At 47.6% G+C, this 21253-nt stretch carries 17 protein-coding genes; 4 read left to right on the plus strand and 13 right to left on the minus strand.

Annotation, left to right across the window (positions count from 1 at the left end; all coding sequences use genetic code 11):
• Positions 1-165: 165 nt before the first annotated feature.
• The 5 genes from AC4PM4_RS22605 to AC4PM4_RS22625 all read right to left on the minus strand — a co-directional run bounded on the left by AC4PM4_RS22605 (position 166) and on the right by AC4PM4_RS22625 (position 6684).
• Entirely contained in the window at positions 166-2172 is a 2007-nt protein-coding gene (locus AC4PM4_RS22605) for an alpha/beta fold hydrolase (protein ID WP_491614625.1), read from the minus strand.
• Between the two features lie 77 nt (positions 2173-2249).
• On the minus strand, positions 2250-2870 hold the full coding sequence (locus AC4PM4_RS22610) for a TetR/AcrR family transcriptional regulator (protein WP_072734898.1): 621 nt from the start codon (positions 2868-2870) through the stop codon (positions 2250-2252).
• 407 nt (positions 2871-3277) lie between these two features.
• Complete coding sequence (locus AC4PM4_RS22615; RefSeq protein ID WP_491614626.1) at positions 3278-4576, minus strand: ABC transporter substrate-binding protein; 1299 nt, start codon at positions 4574-4576, stop codon at positions 3278-3280.
• Between the two features lie 389 nt (positions 4577-4965).
• Positions 4966-5802 (minus strand): carbohydrate ABC transporter permease, encoded by an 837-nt coding sequence (locus AC4PM4_RS22620; protein WP_053779743.1) that lies wholly within the window; start codon positions 5800-5802, stop codon positions 4966-4968.
• On the minus strand, positions 5803-6684 hold the full coding sequence (locus AC4PM4_RS22625) for a carbohydrate ABC transporter permease (RefSeq protein ID WP_063567994.1): 882 nt from the start codon (positions 6682-6684) through the stop codon (positions 5803-5805). It lies immediately after the preceding gene.
• A gap of 143 nt (positions 6685-6827) precedes the next feature.
• Here AC4PM4_RS22625 and AC4PM4_RS22630 point away from each other — a divergent pair, with 143 nt between their 5' ends.
• Positions 6828-8654: a cache domain-containing sensor histidine kinase gene (locus tag AC4PM4_RS22630; protein WP_491614627.1), complete on the plus strand. Its 1827-nt coding sequence runs from the start codon at positions 6828-6830 to the stop codon at positions 8652-8654.
• A 5-nt stretch (positions 8655-8659) separates the two neighbouring features.
• On the plus strand, positions 8660-10291 hold the full coding sequence (locus AC4PM4_RS22635; protein WP_491614628.1) for a response regulator: 1632 nt from the start codon (positions 8660-8662) through the stop codon (positions 10289-10291).
• A gap of 162 nt (positions 10292-10453) precedes the next feature.
• Here the strand turns inward: AC4PM4_RS22635 and AC4PM4_RS22640 are convergent, their stop codons facing one another.
• Entirely contained in the window at positions 10454-11449 is a 996-nt protein-coding gene (locus AC4PM4_RS22640; protein ID WP_491614629.1) for an arsenic resistance protein, read from the minus strand.
• Between the two features lie 666 nt (positions 11450-12115).
• Between AC4PM4_RS22640 and AC4PM4_RS22645 the strand changes: the two genes are divergently transcribed.
• Complete coding sequence (locus AC4PM4_RS22645) at positions 12116-12874, plus strand: TspO-related membrane protein (RefSeq protein ID WP_063567998.1); 759 nt, start codon at positions 12116-12118, stop codon at positions 12872-12874.
• Positions 12875-12974: 100 nt separating this feature from the next.
• Here AC4PM4_RS22645 and AC4PM4_RS22650 read toward each other — a convergent pair whose 3' ends face one another.
• From AC4PM4_RS22650 to AC4PM4_RS22665, 4 genes are all read right to left on the minus strand, one after another.
• Positions 12975-13349 carry a RidA family protein gene (locus AC4PM4_RS22650; RefSeq protein WP_063567999.1) on the minus strand — a complete coding sequence of 125 codons (375 nt, stop codon included), beginning with the start codon at positions 13347-13349 and terminating at the stop codon, positions 12975-12977.
• A gap of 148 nt (positions 13350-13497) precedes the next feature.
• The gene (locus AC4PM4_RS22655) at positions 13498-14178 is read right to left on the minus strand and encodes an oxidoreductase (RefSeq protein ID WP_256338029.1); all 681 of its coding nucleotides are present in this window, start codon (positions 14176-14178) and stop codon (positions 13498-13500) included.
• Between the two features lie 20 nt (positions 14179-14198).
• On the minus strand, positions 14199-15356 hold the full coding sequence (locus tag AC4PM4_RS22660) for an MFS transporter (RefSeq protein ID WP_491614698.1): 1158 nt from the start codon (positions 15354-15356) through the stop codon (positions 14199-14201).
• Between the two features lie 208 nt (positions 15357-15564).
• Complete coding sequence (locus AC4PM4_RS22665; RefSeq protein ID WP_079695790.1) at positions 15565-16980, minus strand: sensor histidine kinase; 1416 nt, start codon at positions 16978-16980, stop codon at positions 15565-15567.
• A 232-nt stretch (positions 16981-17212) separates the two neighbouring features.
• On the opposite strand from AC4PM4_RS22665, the gene AC4PM4_RS22670 reads away from it, so the two are divergent.
• Positions 17213-17866 (plus strand): phosphatase PAP2 family protein, encoded by a 654-nt coding sequence (locus AC4PM4_RS22670; protein WP_079695791.1) that lies wholly within the window; start codon positions 17213-17215, stop codon positions 17864-17866.
• Here the strand turns inward: AC4PM4_RS22670 and AC4PM4_RS22675 are convergent.
• The 3 genes from AC4PM4_RS22675 to AC4PM4_RS22685 all read right to left on the minus strand — a co-directional run bounded on the left by AC4PM4_RS22675 (position 17859) and on the right by AC4PM4_RS22685 (position 21198).
• The gene (locus AC4PM4_RS22675; protein WP_329959761.1) at positions 17859-19349 is read right to left on the minus strand and encodes an HD-GYP domain-containing protein; all 1491 of its coding nucleotides are present in this window, start codon (positions 19347-19349) and stop codon (positions 17859-17861) included. The genes AC4PM4_RS22670 and AC4PM4_RS22675 overlap by 8 nt on opposite strands.
• A gap of 275 nt (positions 19350-19624) precedes the next feature.
• Positions 19625-20605, minus strand: coding sequence for an anti-sigma factor domain-containing protein (locus tag AC4PM4_RS22680; RefSeq protein WP_491614630.1), 981 nt, complete (start codon positions 20603-20605; stop codon positions 19625-19627).
• Positions 20602-21198, minus strand: coding sequence for an RNA polymerase sigma factor (locus AC4PM4_RS22685; protein ID WP_064642567.1), 597 nt, complete (start codon positions 21196-21198; stop codon positions 20602-20604). The genes AC4PM4_RS22680 and AC4PM4_RS22685 overlap by 4 nt, the downstream gene beginning before the upstream one ends.
• Positions 21199-21253 lie beyond the last annotated feature (55 nt).

The following is a 21253-nucleotide window of genomic DNA, read 5'->3' on the forward strand; positions in this document are numbered from 1 at the left end:
CCTTGCCAAAATGAGCATCGTTTTATTGTGCGACAAGTATAAATGGGAGTGAAAATAACGTTTTCATTCCGTTTATCTAACTGTATGTGTAATATAATTTAACATTTTATTATCGAGCTACCTGAATATTTTGTAATTTAGGGAATGCACACTTCATTTCTTCGCTTACCGTCTCTTCATTTGCCATTTCACAAGCAGTGAAGCTGTTTCTTCCACATGAAACAGGGGAAAGTGATGCCCATAGGGAAGTTCCACACGTTGAACGGATGAATGGATATTTTCGGGGCGCGTGTATCCCTTATCGTTCGTCCCCCAAACCATGAGTGTGCGCTGCGCATCTGCACTTGTCTGTGACACTTTATCATTTGGATGGGACTGTATCCAGTGGAGCAAATCAGCATTCGCTCCTGCGATGCGAGGAGACTTCATACCAGAAGAAGATCTCCTCGCATAACCTTCCAGCACGGTTGGATTGATCCCCGCAGCCTCTGCTCTTTTTAACTGCCCAGCCAATTGCTGTGGAGACATCCGAGATAACAGTCCTTGCAGCATTCTTCTCGGGAGTCTTGATATTAGGCGCTGCATACCATCTTTCGAGGCTCCCCATACGGGCTGCAGCATGGCAAGCTGGATATTTTCACGTCCACTCTCCTGCATCACCGCCGCGGCTATGGCTGCCCCAACAGAATGTCCTACCAGTTTGACCGGACCTTGTATCTCATCCAGCACACTTCGCACCCCTTCGACCTGCCCTTTGAAGGCCGTCCCTCTTACCTTGTTCCGATGAACCGGAGAACGCCCAAATCCGGCAAGATCGACAAGCCATATCGGGTTTCCCGTCATACTCCATACCGCATCTCCCAGCGGGATCATATCGTCAGCACTGCTCATCAAACCATGAACAATCACCCAAGGCTCCCCCTTGCCCTCATGGACCAGCACCGCAAGACTTCCCTTACGTGTTCGAGTCCAACCCTGAGGTAAATCCTCCTGTGCAGGATAGCTGAAACGATAATCCAAATCAGCTGTTACGTAAGGTAATAACTCACTAACTTCAGGCAATTTTAGTCCCATTCGCTGAAACAACCCTTCCGTTTGCTGCACTTCAAACTCCTGTTTGGTAATAAACGCGATTGATTCGGGCGGTATTCCGCTAATCTTTGTGCCACCAGCCTTCATCGCTGCATGGATCATGGGCAGGGGTACTGACCATCGAGGTGCAGATACATCCAACTCCGCCGCTAGTAACCGAATCATTTCCTTCATATCCGGACTGTCCGCTTTTCTGGACAACAGGGGATATGTGCCGCCGGATGGATTGCTGTCCTGAGTCAGGAAAACAAGGGTCTGTGCAACCACGTCATTGGATACGAGGGGCAACCAGTGCTGTAGACCACCGGGAATCACCGGCATTCTACGCCTTCTCATCGCCTGTATCATCATGCCAATTCCGCCCGTTTGTTCGGTTGCTCCAGTGGGATATGGACCCACGATTGTACTCGGGTTTACAACAGATAAGACATACGAATATTGTTCTGCATGCTGTCGAATATAACGATCGGCTTCGAATTTCATATGTTCATAAGCACTTTCCGAATGGAAGGCTTTGCTAATCAATGACTTCTGCCCGCTCGACTTATCCCCAACATCTTCATTCGTTGAAGATATGGGCGGAGAATCCTTCCTTCCATAGGGACTCATAAAACCAACCACGTGGATAAAGTGCCTCAATCCGTGTGTACGCTGGATTTCTTCGGCCAGTTCGGCCATGCCTCTTGCTCCATTCATAAAAATCTGTTCTGCCACCTTCGGTGGCAATGTGACATCCATCGTCCCACCTGCATGAATTATGATATTGGCCTGATGAGCACGCTCACGATCAGCTTTGGTCAGACCGAGGCCTGGAGCTGACAAATCCCCCTGAATATACGTTATTCGGCTGAAATCCGTTACTCCATATGCATTCAGAACCATCCTCGCTTTGGATTCAGAGCGTACAAGCAGTAATAACTGCGCTTCACTGTCTCCAAGTTGTTTCACTGCCTCCTTGCCTATAAATCCGGTACTGCCCGTCATCAAAATAGTCGTTGATTCAGTCGCCATGTTGTTCATAGCTGGATTGAGGTCAGTCTTACGTTCTGCATTTGATAATGATGAATTATGTATACTCATTTCTAATCTCTCTCCCTTTTATCCCTATTTATTTTAGTACTATATAGTACTAGTAATATTTAAAAAAAGAGCTTCGTTTACCGAAGCATCTGACAAAATGTACGTGCTGATTGTTCAATTATCCCTATATCACGCGCAGTCTCCGCGAGTACAAGTGAACCCTCGAATGCAGCGATAAATAATGCAGCCGCGGGTCCAGGCTCAATCCCTTTACGAAATTCGCCACGATCCACCCCTTGCTGCAACAGCTTTTCCATCATCGGCTGCAGCTCACGGAAGAAACGGGCTATACTTTCTTTCACTTCGGGTGCGCTGGCTGGTGTCTGCATATACAATGTAATAAACGGACAACTTCCTTTATAATCCCGCCCTTCCATGCCTGCGGACAGTAACGCCATGAACGAATAGATCCGTTCTGTAACCTCTCGTTCACGCTGACTGAGCAGCAGGTAGAGCTCCGATTCATACTGGGCAATCCAGTACTGCACCACGGCCTGGAGCAATTCCTCCTTGTTTTTGAAATGGTAATAGATATTCGATTTGGATACCCCGCTTGCCCGCACGACCTCATCCATGCTGACATAGCTGTATCCCTGACGCAAAAATAACTGAGCAGCAACTTCGACTGCCTTGGTCCGATTAACCGGATTTGAACTTTTGGATTTCACAGAACCTGAGATCGATTTTTGATTTGTCATAAATAGAACTATATAGTACTAAATAAACAAACGCAAGTTATGTAGTTAACAAAAGATGATCTTTGCCCCAATTTTCTCGAACTTGTCCACATTTAGAACATTGTACACACAGGATATCCACATATAGTATTAACTCTGTGTTAAATAGGTTATTGAGCCTCTATATATGATGAGGTTATCCACATTTCAGGAGCATTATCTCATGCTATTCTTCCGATCTGCGCTAGCGGAGTCCAAAAACTAAAAAATAGGTCAACCAGAATATAATTCTGGTTGACCTATTTAAGTTGACTACTTATTCATATCATTTGCGAATGGCTCCAATAGCCTGTGGATATTAGTATGTGGATAACCATTCAAGGATGAGACAGCACTATTTTACTTATACGGATAGCTAATCCGAGTGATTATTTTTTCAGACTATCCCAGTTTTGCTGCAATGCATCAAGCAGGGCTTTTTTGTCCGATTTACCTGCTACATAAGCCTGAATCGTACTACCGAATTCTTGTGGAACGCCTTCAGGGAAACGGTTAAAGTTCCAGCTTAATGTTTTGTTTTCCTGGCTGTACTTCATGATATCGGTTGCGAGATCACCCAGATCCTCTTCAGATGCCTGAATGGAACTGAACGCCGGGATAAACTTGAATTCTTTGGTCATATACTGTTTCCCGATGTCAGATGTCACGAGCCATTCCAGAAACTCTTTCGCTTCCGGTTTCACTTGCGAATTCTTGTTCACAACCCAGTAGTTCGGTACGCCAACAAACAATTTGTCGTTCGGTTCATTCGTAATTGGCATCGGCAGGATGCCGAGATTCAGATTAGGATCGATGCCATCAATTTGTACCTGTGTCCAGTTCCCTTGCTGCATCATCGCAGCTTCTCCAGTGGCAAACAGGGTTACCTGTGTGTTGTAGTCGGTTGTGAGCGGGTTTTTGTTGCTGTATTTCAGCGTCAAGTCGAGCAAGTTCATCCAGTCCGTGAACACCTGATTGCCAGGGATTTTCTCGGTACCTTCGTTAAGGCCTTGAATAAATTTCACAGGATCTGCCTGATTCGCAAATGCCACGTTTACGTTATGATTGCCGAGTACCCACCATTCCTGATATCCATTAGAGAACGGGGTAATGCCTGCGGCTTGAAGTTTCTGTGCAGCCTGATCCAACTGTTCCAGTGTAGTTGGAATTTCAGTGATGCCTGCTTTTTGGAAGAGATCTTTGTTATAAATGAAACCATAGCCTTCCAGTGCCAGCGGCTGTCCATACAATTTGCCGTCTTTGGTCATTGGCTCTTTGGCAACATCAAGCACATCTTTTACCCATGCTTCGCCTGACAGATCTTCCAGGTACTCGAGCCATGTATCCAGTTCACGATAACCACCAACGTTGAAAATATCCGGTTGTTCGCCAGCAGCGAACTTGGCTTTCAATGCAGCGCCGTAGTCACTACCGCCACCAACGGTCTGAATGTCCAATTTGATGCCTGGATGAGAGGACTCATACTCCGCTTTGAGACGGTTAAGCGCTTCCGCAATTTCGACTTTGAATTGAAAGATTTTAATGGTTTTGTCTCCTGCAGCAGCCTCTCCGCCACCTTGGGCGTCTGTTTTGACAGGACTTCCACTCTTATCTCCGTTGCCACAACCCGCAAGCATTACAGAAAAAGCAATCAGCATAAGCAACGTCAACTTGGTCATTCTTTTCATACATACACTCTCCCTATAGTAGTTTCAGTATAACAGCTTCGTTGCATTTTTTAGCCACCAGGATGCAGGGGGCGATTGATTTACAACCGTTCCCGAATCGGTGCTTCCCCTTTGCATGCCTCAATTATTCACCTCATAAGATGCGGTGAGTTCGTTAAAACTTTGACCATCTTTTTATCATTTCCCCTCAGGAGTCAGGCCCATGCTTAGCGGGCATGACTCCCTTGCACACCTCCGTGCCAGGTCGGAGCGGAGGGATCATGATGCGCTGGAGGAGCGGAGCGTTCGCCTTTGATACTCGGTGGCTTCTTTACCTGAATTCATTCAGGCCACCGGGGAGCAACAGCGACCGTAAGCGCACATGATCACGGAGCGGTCCGCCCTCGCACTTACCCTTTAACGGATCCAGCAGTAATCCCCTGAATGATGTATTTCTGCATCAGCAGGAAGAAGATGATAATTGGCATGATACCAAGCACCAGTGCAGGCAGGGCAAGATCCCATTGCTTCGTATATTGTCCGAAGAGCGCAAAGGTCGCAATCGGAATTGTACGCAAATTGGAGCTTTGCAGAATCAGGGATGGCAGCAGATAGTCATTCCAGATCCAGAGTGTATTCAGGATGATGACGGTTACATACATCGGCTTCATAAGCGGGAATACAATCCGGAAGAACACGCCGTAGGCGGAGCTTCCATCCACCCGAGCTGCCTCTTCAATTTCGAGTGGAACCGATTTGACGAATCCGTGGAACAGGAAGATGGACATCGGTGCGCCAAAACCGAGATAACAGATGATGAGTCCGAAGAGGCTGTCGATCAGTCCAAGATTACTGGTTACGGTAACGAGTGGAATCATGATAGACTGAAACGGAATCACCATGGCGGCAATGAACATGCCGAACAAAATCCGGTTGAAGCGTGTATCGCTGCGTACCATTCGGTAGGCCGCCATGGAGCTGATCAACACCAGCAGCAGATTGCTGACTACAGTGACGATGAGCGAGTTCATCAGCGCTGATGGGAACTTGATTTTCTCCCAGGCGTTCGCATAGTTGCCCCATTGGAATACCTCTGGCCATGCTGCCGAATTGGTAAGCAGGTCACCAAATGTTTTGACCGAATTGACAAACAGGAAGTAAAACGGAACCAGGAACAATAATCCAATGAGCACCATAACAATCTCGGTTACTATGGTACTGAAGCGGTAATTTTTTGACGTTTCCATCTATGCCTCCACCTCCTTGCTCTTCGTCACACGCACCTGAATCATGGTGATAATGGCAACGATTACGAAGAACACAAGTGCTTTGGCTGTACCGATGCCGTACCGATTATTCACAAAAGCCTCATTGTAAATATTCAGTGCTACCGATTCTGTTGATCCAAACGGTCCGCCTTTAGTCAGCGACAGATTGAGATCGAACATTTTGAATGACCAGGAGATGGCAAGGAACAGACAGATTGTGACTCCCGGCATAATGAGCGGGAAAATAATGCTGCGCAGTACCTGCCAGCGGCTGGCACCATCAATTTCGGCAGCTTCCAGCAGATCAGGTGATACGTTGGTCAAGGACGAGATGTAGATGACCATCAGATACCCTGCGGTCTGCCAAACAAATACAATGACGATACCCCAGAAGGCCGTTGGCTCGTCTCCCAACCAAGGGAGGTTGAAGAAGGACCAACCTGTTACGTCGCCTACTGCTGAAAACCCTTTCACAAATATGAACTGCCAGATAAAGCCGAGCAACAATCCACCGATCACGTTAGGCATAAAAAAGATCGTGCGCAGAAAGTTTCTCGTCTTGAGCGGCTTGGTCAGGAAATACGCCAGGAAAAAACCGATAACATTGGTCAAAATTACACCAACCACGGTGAAGCGCACCGTAAACCAAAACGCAGATAGAAACTTGGGATCATTCGCAAAAATTTGCTTGAAATTATCGAATCCTACCCAATGAATGTTCGCCGACACCCCGTTCCAGTCGGTAAAGGAATATACCATGCCAAGCAGGAAAGGGACCACGATAATGAGAATAAAAAAGACGATGGAGGGACCCACGAACACAAGCTGCTGTAACAGCTGTGAAGATTTGCGATGCTTCATATCGTTCTCCCCTTCTATAGATGGATGAAATTGGTCTCTTGTTCTATTAAACCCCATTCTCGCACAGGGAAACACCGACCCTGGTGAACAGTTGGGTGTAAAATATTGTCCTCTCTTAACCTGCAACCAGAAGGGGTGTCACGATGTCAAAATACTACAGCATTCGCACCAAGCTAATCGCTTTTATGCTCATTGCCACGACGATCCCGCTGCTGGCATCCATCAGCATGACGTTTATCCAGACTAAGACCGCCCTGCGTGAGCAGGCCGTCGCAGAGAACAAACGCCTAATCTTTCAGGCGTCCACCAATCTCAACAATTACGTGGATAACGTGGCAAGAGCTTCGCTTGCTGTGTACAACGATCCGAATTTTCTGCGAAATCTGGCGAAAATCCCCGGCGACTATCGCGCAGTTGCCGAGGTATACACCACTCTGCAGACGATACGTTCGGCTGTGCCCGATGTATTCCAGCTGTATCTGCACTCTTTTGCTGCCAATCAATCGACATTAATTGCCAATCCTTTCCCGAAGCGGGAAGAACGCAAACAGGCCTACTCCGACTCGCTTCATGGAAAATCGAACGATAAAAGCCCGGATATCTGGGTCGAATCGGCTCACCTTAGTCATTCTTACGGCTTCAAGGCAGCGTCAGCGGATGATCCTCCAAGAACAGTGATTACCCTTCACCGTGTGATCAAGGATGTACCTTCGACAGAACGATTGGGTGTGCTCGCCATCGATTTGAACATGGATACCATTGCCGAAATCTGCAGCAGACTGTATGATCCGACAAAGGAACAGATCTATGTCATCGACAATAAGAACCAGATCATTTTCGAAGGAAAGTCGGAAGTCAGCGGAACGGATGCATTACGGCAGGAAGCAGCGACTGAGCTGAATTCAGCACGTTCCGGTGAAGGGACAGTACAGACCGCTTCAGGGCATTTTGAACAAGATCATTCAATGTATGTGTATCAGCAATTAGGAAGCCAATTTGCAGACTGGACCATTGTAAAACAGATTCCGAATGAAACGCTGTACGCGAGTGCCACCACTCTAACGTGGAATAATGCCATGATCGCTATTGCTGCGCTGTTATTGGTCATTGTGGCAACCTTGTTCATCTCGATCCGGATCACTGGACCGCTCAAGCAATTAATGCGTTATATGAACCAGATTCAGGCAGGACGCCTGCATGTGGATATCCGTTTAACGAGTCGGGACGAGATCGGTGTGCTGGCCCGTCATTTCCGGGATATGATGGATACGGTGAACAACTTGATTTTGCGGGAATATCGCCTTGAAATTGCGAATAAAACGAATCAACTTAAAGCGCTGCAAGCCCAGATTCATCCCCATTTTCTGTATAATACGTTGCAATCCATCGGTACACTTGCGCTTCAACAGCAAGGACAACGGGTGTATGTGCTGCTATCTTCCCTATCCAAAATGCTGCGCTACAGCATGCGTGACCAGACCCGGGTCACTTTGAACGAAGAAGCCGAGCATGCACGACTCTATCTGGAACTGCAAAAAGAGCGGTTCGGTGACCGCCTGGAGGTTGAACTGGATTTTGCCGAAGATACCCTGCGGGCCGAAATGCCGAGGATGACCTTGCAGCCTTTAATTGAGAATTACTTCAAGCATGGAGCGGATGTTCAGCCTGGCAAAGGCAGGATACGCATATCCAGTCAGCGAACGCCTGACGATTGGATTCAGATTCGGCTGGAAAATAACGGACCGCGCATTCCGGAAGACAAGTTGTCCGAAATTCAGCGTTGGTTGCATCCGGCATCTATATCTTCCGATTCCTCTCAGGAACCGGACGAGACCGAGTCGATTGGATTGCGTAACGTAATGCGCAGACTCCAACTAAACTCACCTCCGGGATACAATGCCACGCTTACGATCGGCAATCTGGAACCGAATGGCGTAGAGATCATAGTCAAAATATACGCGGGAGAGTGAACAACATGAAAGCCTTGATTGTCGATGATGAAAAACACGTCCGCGATGCGATTAAGCTGCTTGGTCAATGGGAAGCCGCAGGAATTGATACCTTATATGAAGCGGCAGATGGTCACGAAGCGGTCGCTGCCATTACGGCTCATCAACCGCAAATTGTACTCAGCGATATGCGAATGCCTGGCAAGGATGGTATGGCTCTGCTCGAATGGATATCTGTTCATGCCCCGCACAGCAAAGTACTGGTCATCAGCGGATATGATGATTTTGAACTGGTCAGGCATGCAATTCGCTATGGAGGTACGGACTACCTGCTCAAACCAGTCGAAGCAGACGAACTGAATTCATCCTTATTTAGAGCAGTCGACGCCTGGAAAGAAGACGATGCTGTTCGTGTGCAGTCCACAAGACAATCCATGGTGGTCAATCAGATGCGTCCGCATTATCATGACAGACTGCTCACAGAGCTTGTCGTTGGACGCGGAAGCAATAACACCCAATTCCAGCGGCTGCGGGATGAATTAAATCTGCCCAAGCAGATCGACAGTTGCAGTGTGGCAGTCACCAGCCTTTCCCATCTCGATGCTCAATGCTTGGCAAAATATCGTAGTCAGCCTGATTTGCTCGTATTCTCCGTGCTGAATATCTGTGCGGAGATGTTATCCCCGCCTGCTGAAGGTGTCGTGTTCCGCCAGCTTGATCAGCCGGATGAAGTCGTTCTCCTATACTGGGGTCAATGCTCGACACTTCAAACCATTCTCGAAAAAGTGAACGATGGTCTGGAGCAGACCATTCAACGCCGTCTTCATTTTGGTATTTCCAGCTGTGAGTTTTATCCTACGGGGACCTCGGGAGCCTATCAGGAAGCTAGTTTGCGGTTGTGGCGACGCAATGCCTTGCAAACGAAGCAGTGTATTCACGATGCAATGGAGTCCTCCAACGGAAACAAAGGGCTGCGGTTATCTACCTTTGAGGAGTCCTTACGGCTGGCATCTATGAGCGGGCGCGCTTCCAGCGTGTCCAATGCCGTTGCAGAATGGATTGATCCCATTACCCGGCTCGATGTCGTAACAGCGGAGCAGGTACAGCAATGGATGGATGAAATGGAATGGATGATTGGCCGTTGGCTCGACGATGCTGCAGGTGCCCCACCGAAGGATGAAGATGAAGCGATAGATGAACAATCCATTCCATTCGCCGAGTTGCCTTTGGACCGTGACGGACTATTATCGCTGCCCTTGCTCCGCTCCCTGCTGGAACAGCGGTTGCTCGCAGCCGGAAAGGCCCTCACTGCACATCATCATGCAACACCGGACCCAATGAGTGAGATTGCACGTTATATGGATGCTCATTATCAAGAGGACCTGTCTCTGCAGCAGATTGCTGCACGGTTCTACCTGAGTCGCGAATATATATCTCGCAAATTCAAACAGCAGTTCGGATTGAACTGGTCGGAGTATTTGGGCAAACTGCGAATCAATAACGCCAAGCTTCTATTGCAGAACCCTTCACTACGAATTGCAAAAATCTCGGAAATGGTCGGCTATCAGGACGAGAAGTATTTCAGTAAAGTGTTCAAAAAAATGGAGGGCATCACACCGGGGGAGTACCGCAAAACGTTATCTGACGGAAATGCTTAATTGAGCCGCCGAATCTGTGGAAATTCGTCTAATAGAATGCTCGATTCGTTAAACGATAAAAGGGGCATCCCGTCATGTTCATGACTCAGGGAATTGCCCCTTTCCTTTTTACATATATGGATGCATCTTAATGGATACACCCTGATCTTCTTTTCTAAGGAATCAGCGATCACGCAGTATGACGGAAGGAACAATACGAATATAGATTAACTCTCCCGCCAGCTCGACGATCGTCTGGGTTACTATCACTGCGGCAGCAATTGTGGCCCACTCTTGCGGCAATGCAAGTGCCAATGGCAGAACGACAAGTGAATTTCGGGTCCCTGCACTGAAAATAACGGCCCTGCCTTCGCCTGTATTCAATCGAAATAGAGCCACTACGATTCGTGATATGAAGGGCATAACAACTAGAAAAATAATATAAATGGGCAGAACATCCACAATTACAGCAAAATCATTGTAGACCTTCCCGATCTGCGATGCGACAACCACAATCAAGGCCAGAGCCATCATGGGTACAGGCAGCCAAGCGGTTGCGTTCATCACCCGTTCTCCTCCGGCTTTGCCTTTGGTCACAACTTGCGTAAGAATAGCCAACAGCAACGGAATAACGATCAGGAACAGAAAAGCCTCCACGAAAGGCCCCACCTGCATGACCTGTGCCGCTTCCTTCCCTATGAACAGCCACAAATATACTGGTAATAAGACCATTTGTATAACAAACAGGATTGGCGTTGCAGCAAGCATCAATTTCTCATTGCCCCGACCCAACTGTGTAAAAACAATGACGTAATCAATGCACGGGGTTAACAGTACCAGGTAAACGCCGATTAGCACGGCCGGAGGTTGCGGAAACGCCAGGGTTAACAACCACACGACCACAGGCACTACGATAAAATTAGCCACCAGCAAAGCTCCAATAAATCGCAGGTTGGATAAGGATTCTTTAAGCTGTAAAAAAGGAAGTTGTGCAAACATGCTATATAGCAAAATGGCAAGTACAGGTGAAACCGTATAATGCAGCGCTGACCCCCATTCAGGGGTGCCCAGCCCAATCGCTGCTCCCACGAATAGGGCAACGACATAAAACCACGTTTGTTGCTTCTCCATCGTTTCTCTCGTAAACAACCTTCTTCCTCTCCCTCTGAGAATTAGCATTTTATCACAATATCAAAATGATAATTGTACGTTTGTAGTGAGTTGTAGTGAATTGAAGTATATGTTATTGTCATATTAGAAAGCAGTTCTGGGTAATATGAAAATATCCGCAATGCGCTAACATTGCGGATATCCAGACAAAAGACCGATGGGTGACCACGGCGCGAATTTCAAATGCATGAAAAACCACCGAATTAAGGGGCCAACCTATCGTCGGTGGTTTTTCTTGTTCTTACGTCTCTTCTTAACGCTGAATAAAGTTCTCAGGCCAGTACAAATACTGACGATCTTTAATAAAGCGTCCAGAATCTTCACGATCAAATCAAGAGACACGGCTCCACCTCCTTTCGGAGCAGCTTCGCCGTGTCTTCCCACCGATTACATTTGTCCTAAATTTGAGTATAGCAGAACGTTGTGAACGAATATAGATAAACTTACCAGCCAAATGAATAAGAAAGAAGTCCGTGCCATTAACATATTTCTACTTCAACCAGCGTACATTGAGACGTAGCACAGCGAATAAGAGAGCGGCAAAAACCGCAGGATGGCAGACAACGATCCTGTGAATTTTTTGCGGCTTCTTATTAGAATGCGAAAGAAATGGGTATATTCATTGTAGACTGACCCGTGGTTCATTCATTTTTGTAAAACCAAGGAGGAAACACAATGTCACGTAACAATCCGTACAAGTGGTTAAACGCGATTGGATTCATCGCTGTTATCGTAGTAAATTATCTTTCCAACGCGCTGCCTATCGGAGGTAGAACCAACAAGGAAGTATCGGATATGTACCCTGTATTGCTCACCCCTTCGGGCTATGCATTCTCTATATGGGGGCTGATCTATCTGCTGCTCGCTGGCTTTGTCATCTATCAGTTCGTTCCCTCTTCTTGGAAAAGAGACTCCATTACCCGCCTCGGTTACTGGTTTCTAGCAAGCTGTGCCTTTAATGTAGCGTGGATCTTTGCTTTTCAAAATCTCAAAATCGGTCTCGCCTTAGTCGTCATCGTTCTGCTTCTGTTGTCCCTGATCATGCTATATGTAAAAACGCGTGCAATCACCCTCCCCACAACTGCCGAAATCTGGCTCGTGAAGCTGCCGTTCAGCATATATCTTGGATGGGTTAGCGTGGCAACCATTATCAATGCGGCTGTATTATTATATAAAATCGGCTGGGATGGCTTCGGACTCAGTGAACCTACCTGGACCATCATCATGTTAATTGTAGGCCTTGTGCTGGCTGTACTGGTGAGCTTCCCTTACCGGGATAGCGTATACCCACTTGTCTTTACTTGGGCATACATTGCCATCGCACTCAAACAAAAAGACGTTACCTCCGTATATTATACGGCAATTATCATTGCGATCGTACTAGCCATTTATGCGGTATGGCTATTCTTCGCCCGTAACCAGGATCGGGATTAATCCGGATCTGTTCATATAAATTCAAAAAGCCGATTTCGGTCATCTGACCAGAAATCGGCTTTTTATGTAACTTTCCTTGCTTGGCAAATATCAGTCTCCCCTATTTGAGGGCAATGACCTCAATCTCCACAAGAGCATCCTTCGGCAGACGAGCAACTTCAACTGCGCTGCGTGCCGGATAAGGCTGTTCGAAGAACGTGCTGTACACTTCGTTTACCGGAACAAAATCATTCATGTCTTTCAGGAAAACAGTCGTTTTCACAACTTTATCCATACTTGTGCCTGCTGCTTCAAGAATGGCCTTCACGTTGCTCAGGGACAAACGAGTCTGCTCCTGTACATCGGCTCCGAATTCTCCTGTTTGCGGGTTCAGGCCAAGCTGACCGGAAGTATAGATGAAACCGCCTGCTTCAACAGCCTGGCTGTATGGACCAATGGCACCTGGCGCCTGATCGGTAGAGATTGGTTTTTTCATGGATGAGTTCTCCTTCATGTTCGCTGTCCTGCCACCGCGAGGAGACAAGCCTCGAACTCATTTTTGAAGCTTATTATACCACGATCATACCCAGGCAAGAAACGTCTACCCTTAGCTCTCATTCCAATATCGGATAACCATGAATATCTCAGGACTCATCCAAACCAAGCACATGAATAACATCATTGGAATACACGTGGTTTCCATTGGTTTGAACAAGCGCAATGTTCATCATAGCGCGAGCTATGGTTGAAGCCTGGATTGCCCGGTATTTATCCACTCTGCCTTTCATCCAGCGATCCAGAAACGTCATGGCATGAGCTGCCAACTGCTCACCCAACCGTTTTTCTTTGCGATCTCCAAGAATTAACGACGGACGGAATATGTGCAGTGAACGGAAACCGATATCCGTTAATGCCTCTTCCATCTCTCCCTTGGTCCGACTATAAAACACACGTGACCCAGCATCGGCTCCCATGGAAGAGATGACGAGCATCTGGGATACACCATGTTCCTTGGCCAGTTTGGCGGCTTTTACGGGGTAGTGAAAATCCACTTGGCGGAAGTTTTCCTGACTGCCGGCTTTTTTAATCGTTGTACCCAAGCAACAGTACAAGTCATCAACATCGCGAAATAGATCTTTCTGCTCTTCAAGTTGTTCCCAATCCACGACATGCTGCTCCAGCTTTGGATGTTCCATTTCAAGCGGTCGTCTGACCAATACACGAATCCGGCCATAAGCCGGATTCTGAAGCAAGCTGCGTACCAGTAGTCCACCCACAAGCCCGGTGGCTCCAATCACAAGAGCTTGCCGTTCGTGATTTTCCAAGTACATCCCTCCACATATCTCTATTTCAGAAGCACACGACGTCCAAGCGTAAACGTAAGAACCAGCATCGCTGCACCAATACCCACTTGGAAGCCATAGGTGGAAACCCAATTCATCGCGTCCGGCCAGGTTTCCATTCTCTCATACAACCAGCCACCAATCAGCGGTCCAAGAAACGAGGTCACTCCAGTCATAGCCGAATACACGGCGACAAACATTGGTCTTTCGCTTTTGGGTGTATCTCCGATTGTGAAGTTGAAAGCAAGCTGGTTGAATCCACCCACACCAATACCGAGAAAAATATGAGATAAAAAAAGCGCTATCAAAACAGGCATAAACGACATCAATCCCCATGACAGACAGGAGAGTGCGATGATCGGTAATGTCCAAAATAATAAGGTTTTATTGCTGAATCTTGCGTTCAGATTGCCCCAGATATAGAATCCGGCCATCATAACGAGCGTCTGCACCACGGTGATTATAGATACCGTCTGATAATTAATGTTAAGCAGGTCAAGCATCACGTAGGAAAATAGCGGAACGATCAACGTCTGGATCAGTAACCAGGCCGCGAGGAACATTGCAGCCCTCAAAAAGGAAGGATCCTGAAACGGCTTCTTGAACATGCCCCAAAAGACCTTTTCAGTTGAACGTTCAAACGGCACATCTGGATAAAAGCAATAAATAACTGTATTGGCTATGGCGCAAATCCACACCGGAATGAACAGGATTAAGAAACCCATTTCCCCGGGGAAACGGTCCAAAACGATGCCTCCAGCAAATAAGCATACGCTTCCAAGTGCGTTCAGAATCGTGTTTCGAATTCCGAAATAACGCCCTCTCACCTTGGCAGGAACGATATCTCCAATCAATGAGGTCCAGATCATACCGCCAATCGTATTGGCTATAAATGCAACCGTATACACACCAATATAAATGCCTACCCACCACTCCTTGGGAAACAGGAACGGGATGAGGCCCGTCGAACTCCACAGGATGCGATGCACCCCTACAAACAATATAAGCATGCGTTTGCGGCTGCGAATGCGCTGCATCCAGTAAGCCGCTCCAATCTGGGCGATATTGACAAACGTCGTAATGGCGAGCACAAAGCCAATATGTCTTGACCCGGCCCCAAGGTACAGCAGAAATCCGGTTAAAAATGGGCCTCCCAGCAACGTCTGCAAAATAATTGCCGGTACACCCTCCCATGTTGCAATGGATAAATTCGTGCGTTGTGTCGAACCCTTGCGCCGTGGTTTGCCTGCAAACGGAGGAGGGTTAACGTTGACCGTCTTCTGTATGGGGATACACTCCTTAGACCGGGTTTCAAGAGCCGGTCGATGCTAGTTGTCACCCCAAATTCTACTCACAGCGTGATGGTTGTCAACTCATTTTTTCACGGTTCAACGGGAGATAGAGATAGAAGGTACTTCCCTTGCCCTCAGCGCTTTTAAGTTCGATCGATCCGTCCAGTAATCTTGCCAAATCCCGACTGATTGACAGGCCGAGTCCTGTTCCCCCAAATTTGCGGCTTATAGACCCGTCAGCCTGTTGAAATGCTTCAAAAATGGATTGATGTTTGTCTTCAGCAATGCCAATTCCCGTATCTTGTACCGAGAAAACAATCCATTGACTTAGAACGCCTGACTTTTTCATTTGCTTGGTACTCACGGTCAGTGTGACCTTCCCCTGATGTGTAAACTTGATGGCGTTGGACATGAGATTACGCAAAATCTGCTGGACTCGTTGGGGATCAGACCAGAGGGTTTCTGGTAGTCCTGGCTTCTTGTCCAGTTGCAGCTGGACTCCCTTTTTCTCGGCAACCAACTGGAAGTGATTCATGGCATCTTCCGTGAGTTGGGCAACACTGATATCCTCCAAGACGATATCCAGTCTGCCCGCTTCCACTTTGGACAGATCGAGAATGTCATTGATTAACGTTAGCAACTCCTGACCAGAATGCTCAATCATTGTGGCAAAACGTACGACATCCTCCTGCTCCAGCGTATCACCGTTCTCGCTGATCATCTGGGCAAAGTTAATGACACTGTTCAACGGTGTTCGCAGTTCATGCGACATATTCGCCAAAAATTCCGATTTGTACTGCGAAGTAATCATCAACTGCTTGGCACGGTCTTCCAGCACGATTTGAGCTTTCTGCAATTCTTCCTTTTGCACAGACAATAAACGATTGGTGCTCTGGATGAGCAAAATCCGATTCTGTTCATTCTGGAAATCTCGTAAAATAAAAGCAAAAATAAGACTAAGTAAAATACCAACAGGAAGGGTATACGGCATAATATGTGAGAAAAAATATGTAGCCGGGATAACGCCGACGATAGCTATGTTCACACTATTGACCACATTTACAATCAATATGACGATGACACCTTTAACAATTAGCCTGTAGTCACTGCGTCTCATCCATATATTCAACCCTGCACACAGCACACCCAAGATTGACATGTTGATCAGTGCAGCCACCGTAGCATCATTGATACCGAAAGTTAACCGGGTCAGTCCAATCCCAACACCCACGATAATCACGCTATAGGGTTGTCTATACGTCAAAACGGCAACAATTAAAGGAACAAAACGAAGATCGAAGACAACTTCATCATTAAGCTGAAATCCAAATACCGTGCTGATCCAGCCTGCAAAAATAAGTACAAACAACGAACATATCTGTTTTACTCGTGATGAAGCTCGTATTACGACGTATTTATAGAACACACTAGCAAGGTAAGCAATGGTAATGAGCATCCCCATGTTTAATACGAACATTTTTGAAAATTGCATTCACTCACTCCTGTTGTCGTGTATTCATTGACAGAAAACCTTTAGTCCGTATACATCTCTATCATATCATGCCCATTCAACCTTCGACATTCCTTCGTCGTCAAAAAAATGCACAAAAATACACAAATCAGGATTCAATTTGTGCGCTGAACGTAGTAGAATATATTGTTGTTCGATTTTATTTGCTGTGATCCAGTTCCTTGCGAACCTGGATGAAAGGAGAAACGGTGTTGTGCACGTATTAAAAAGCAAATCCTACTGGCTGTCGTTAAGCTTGATGCTTTCCTTGGCTGTCATGGGGATGTTCTATGATATTCTCAATAGTCCGGAGCGCGGGTTCTCTGTTCTTAATTCCCCGTTGGACCGGATCATCCCTTATGTACCTTCCATGTCCATACCCTATCTGGGTTGGTATCCGTTTGTCTTCGGCGTGTTGGCTTATTTATGTGCCAAAGATCGGCTCACTTATTATCGCGTCCTGTTATCCATGAACATCTGTGTCTGGATCTGTTACCTGATCTATTTTAATTTTCAGACTATGGTGCCGCGTCCCGAGTTAACAGGTACAGGTCTAGGCGCATCTCTCCTTGGATGGCTCTACGGCCAGGACCGTCCATATAATTGTTTTCCAAGTATTCATGCCCTTCATTCTTATCTGGTTATGCGTGCTGTTCTCTCCGTTCAGAGTATTCGCAAACATGTTAAGGTGTTAGTTGCTGCTGGTGCAGCACTGATTATATTGTCCACCTTAATGATTAAACAACATGTAATCTATGACGCCCTGGGTGCAGTCGTACTCGGCGAATGCGTTTTTACAATTATCACTGGGCTCTCGCTGCTCCGTCGTCGCAGAAAAGAATCGAAGTGGACTGAGGGGATCAGCTGACCCCTCGCTCCGACGATTTCTGGAGATGCTGTTGCCGCCTCCACTCATCAATAAACAAACTTGCAAAATAGGGATCCCACTGGGTCCCTTTTCCTTCTTCCAAAATAGATAGCGCTTTCTCATGGCTCATCCCATTCCGATATGGACGATCAGACGTCATGGCATCAAAAGCATCAGCCACGGCAATGATACGGCCAAACAGCGGAATCTCTTGGCCTGCTATGCCATCAGGATATCCTTTGCCATCATATCTTTCATGATGAGACCTTACACCCGGCAGGAAATCTGCCATGGCATCAATCGGTTCAATCTGTAACAAAATGCCCTCTCCAAGAACGGGATGTGTGCGAATGATGGCGAATTCGTCATCAGTGAGTTTCCCATCTTTCAATAACACTTCGTCGGGTATACCGATTTTCCCAATATCATGCAACAGTGCTGATTTGTATAATAGATCTGCTTGTTCCTCATTCATGCCACTCAGCTTGCCAATCATAATGGAGTACTCTGCCACCCGCATGGAATGACCTGCCGTATATTTGTCCCGTGCGTCCAATGCAGCCGCCAAGGTGGAAAAATAACTTTGCAGCAACTGCCGATTACGTTCTTGTCTCATCTCAAGCCGATTAATCATCATATTGAATCCGGAGATGAGCGCAGAAAATTCATCCGCGTACAGATCAGGGGTTCTTCTGCCCAGGTCTCCCTCTTGAATTCGGTTCATCTCCTCCGTTAGCTCTGCAACCGGACCACGAACATCCCGAATCAGTAGCCAGCTTCCCACAAGGGCGAAGCCCCCGCCCAGCACAACGATAAGAACTGCCCACAGAATATACTCTTTCGCAAACTCGCTATCCATATACTGAAGACGGATCGATGTAGCCAGGAAGAACAGAAATAATGGAAATAAACCGATCAACGCCGTACTCAGCTGAAATTTACGCTGAATGGACACCAGGACACGTCCTCCGAGAGATGGCTCCATGCCATGCTGTTCTTTGCCTCTGCGGCGAACTTCCAGCAGCAGCGGTCTCACGGTACGAACCGTCAGAAAATATTCAATTAAGGCATGCATCACGGCGATCAATAAGGCACACGCCGCTGCAACTGCGACATATCCATATGGAAATTCCAGCCATCCTGTAGAAATCATCCATATCGTCAATCCGGCAGCAGGCAGGGAAAACCCAAGCATATGCGGACCCAAAATACGATAGATCGTTTGTCCCGGAAAACGGTGAATGCTCTCATACATCTTTGTCAATTCGGCCTTTTCATGATGCTCAGCGGCAAAAAACTGCCGGATGGGGCCAAGTTGTGCCCATAACGTAATCAGTTCTGCAACAAGCATGAACAATAGTGATATCAACACAATGATAATAAGTCGTACAAATTGAATGTTTGGTATTTGTAAGGTAGACACCATAACGACTGTACCTACCACAAAAACTGCTCCCATTGAACCGATAATATAATTTCGCATCAGACGAAAGATAAATGAACGGTATACTTCCACCCTAACCCCTCACTCTCTAGGTGTAAACCCGTTCTCCCCATTGATGATGACAGAGGGAAATTAAGGGTACAGCCTCCTATTTGTTATCGGTTGCTCGGACTGAAAAAATTAATTCATTTCACGGACGGGAAACCTCCATCCTGGAATTAACTATGAATCGCTCATTTACTTATATGTACGCGTACAACCATACAAAAAAGACTGTTCCCCGTAGGAAACAGCCTGTTATGGCAAGACATTTCTTATCCTTTAATCTTGGCAGCAAGAATCATTGTACCACGCGGCTCATCACCCATCGCATCCGGTTCAAGTGTGATCGCGACCGTGTCGTAGTCGTTGGCAGAGTCTAACGTATAATATACCGCTCCCGTTCCATTATGGCTCAGGAAGGTCCCCGCATTCTGAGGTGTATCGCCCTTGATCAGCCAAACCTGGAACGCCTCATTCCCTTCCAGAGTAGGCAAGTTCTCCGCCTGTACGACCAGGTGAGTACCTTTGTTGTCAATAACGATGGTAGCCAATCCTTGGGCCACAATGTCCTGTGTCGCAGGACTAAGCTTGACGGCTTCGCCTGTCTGCATTCCCTGTGCAGGCTGCAGGGATGAAGCGAGCTGCTCTTGCAGCTGCGCATTCTGTGCCTGCGCCTGAGCAAGCTGCTCTTGCACCGTCGATGAGCCCGCAGCTTGCTGCTTCAGCGAATCGACCTGGCCTTGCAGCTGCCCGGCGTAGATGCCGAGCACGAGCGCCGCTGCCGCGAGGGCTACGCTTGCTATGCGCCAGGCGCGACTGCTGCGCGCACGCGCGCGCCCTTGAGGCTGCCATGGCTGTGCCTGTGCAGCCTCTTCTGCCCGGGCTGCAGGCACCGCCGTCTCCGGCGGCAAGCCTTGCCCGGGCTGCGCCGCTTCTTGCTGCGGCGCAAGATCCGCCTGAAGCACCACGGGTGCTTCAGGCTTCGCAGGAGCAGCCGCCGGCTTCGTTCCGGCGCTCTCCTGCGCGTGTCCAAGCACGTTGCTCAGCACACGTGCTCGCATGCCAGGCGGCGGTGCAACAGGTTCCGCCGCGAGTGGCAGGAAGCCTGTTACTTCCTGCAATTCCCTCACCTCCTGGCGACAAGACTCACATTGGGCCAAATGTGCTTCAAATGCTGCCACTTCCTCCGCTTCGAGTCCTCCCAGCACATACACCGGTGCCAGATCAGACCATTCCTCATGTCGTTCTATCATGGATGTATGCCCTCCCTTCCCGCGTCCGGATGCAATTCAGCATCGGCGAGCAGCTTCTGAAGCTGCCGCATCGCAAGCCTGACACGGCTCTTTACCGTACCCAGCGGAATCCCGAATCTGCTGGATACCTCCTGTTGCGTTAAGCCTGCATAATAGATCGATTCAATGACCTGTTGCTGGTCACCATTCAACTGGGACAGCGCCTCCTTGATTCGGACACCTTCCCATTTGCGCTCTATTTCTTCTTCTGTATTTGTATGTTCATCGGCATATGCCGCCAGTGTTTCGTTCTCCACTGAGGTCGTAGCTGCGCTTTTGGATTTTCGCCTCAGCATGTCCACTGCAATGTTGCGCGTAATGGCGAACATCCACGTGGTCAGCTTCCCCTGTGAGGCCTCATATCGTTCAGCATTGTTCCAAACCCGCAGGAATAATTCCTGGACAGTCTCTTCTGCTGTCATTGGATCACCAACAATCCGATAAGCAAAAGAATACACCGCCCGCTCGTAGCGGTCATATAAAAGCTCCAGTGCGGAAGCATCTCGTTCCGCAATCTGCCGCATTAACCTGCTGTCCTCTATTGATTCAGTCATGCGAGGGCCCCTTTCCGTGTCATCCCTCTTATTATAACCTACGCAGAATCATTTG

This window comes from Paenibacillus sp. MDV22-iso6 (assembly GCF_058408365.1).

Coding starts and splice junctions, on each gene's coding strand:
- AC4PM4_RS22605 (WP_491614625.1), bottom strand. CDS start 2,172: ATGAGTATACATAATTCATCATTATCAAATGCAGAACGTAAGACTGAC.
- AC4PM4_RS22610 (WP_072734898.1), bottom strand. CDS start 2,870: ATGACAAATCAAAAATCGATCTCAGGTTCTGTGAAATCCAAAAGTTCA.
- AC4PM4_RS22615 (WP_491614626.1), bottom strand. CDS start 4,576: ATGAAAAGAATGACCAAGTTGACGTTGCTTATGCTGATTGCTTTTTCT.
- AC4PM4_RS22620 (WP_053779743.1), bottom strand. CDS start 5,802: ATGGAAACGTCAAAAAATTACCGCTTCAGTACCATAGTAACCGAGATT.
- AC4PM4_RS22625 (WP_063567994.1), bottom strand. CDS start 6,684: ATGAAGCATCGCAAATCTTCACAGCTGTTACAGCAGCTTGTGTTCGTG.
- AC4PM4_RS22630 (WP_491614627.1), top strand. CDS start 6,828: ATGTCAAAATACTACAGCATTCGCACCAAGCTAATCGCTTTTATGCTC.
- AC4PM4_RS22635 (WP_491614628.1), top strand. CDS start 8,660: ATGAAAGCCTTGATTGTCGATGATGAAAAACACGTCCGCGATGCGATT.
- AC4PM4_RS22640 (WP_491614629.1), bottom strand. CDS start 11,449: ATGCTAATTCTCAGAGGGAGAGGAAGAAGGTTGTTTACGAGAGAAACG.
- AC4PM4_RS22645 (WP_063567998.1), top strand. CDS start 12,116: ATGTCACGTAACAATCCGTACAAGTGGTTAAACGCGATTGGATTCATC.
- AC4PM4_RS22650 (WP_063567999.1), bottom strand. CDS start 13,349: ATGAAAAAACCAATCTCTACCGATCAGGCGCCAGGTGCCATTGGTCCA.
- AC4PM4_RS22665 (WP_079695790.1), bottom strand. CDS start 16,980: ATGCAATTTTCAAAAATGTTCGTATTAAACATGGGGATGCTCATTACC.
- AC4PM4_RS22675 (WP_329959761.1), bottom strand. CDS start 19,349: ATGCGAAATTATATTATCGGTTCAATGGGAGCAGTTTTTGTGGTAGGT.
- AC4PM4_RS22680 (WP_491614630.1), bottom strand. CDS start 20,605: ATGATAGAACGACATGAGGAATGGTCTGATCTGGCACCGGTGTATGTG.
- AC4PM4_RS22685 (WP_064642567.1), bottom strand. CDS start 21,198: ATGACTGAATCAATAGAGGACAGCAGGTTAATGCGGCAGATTGCGGAA.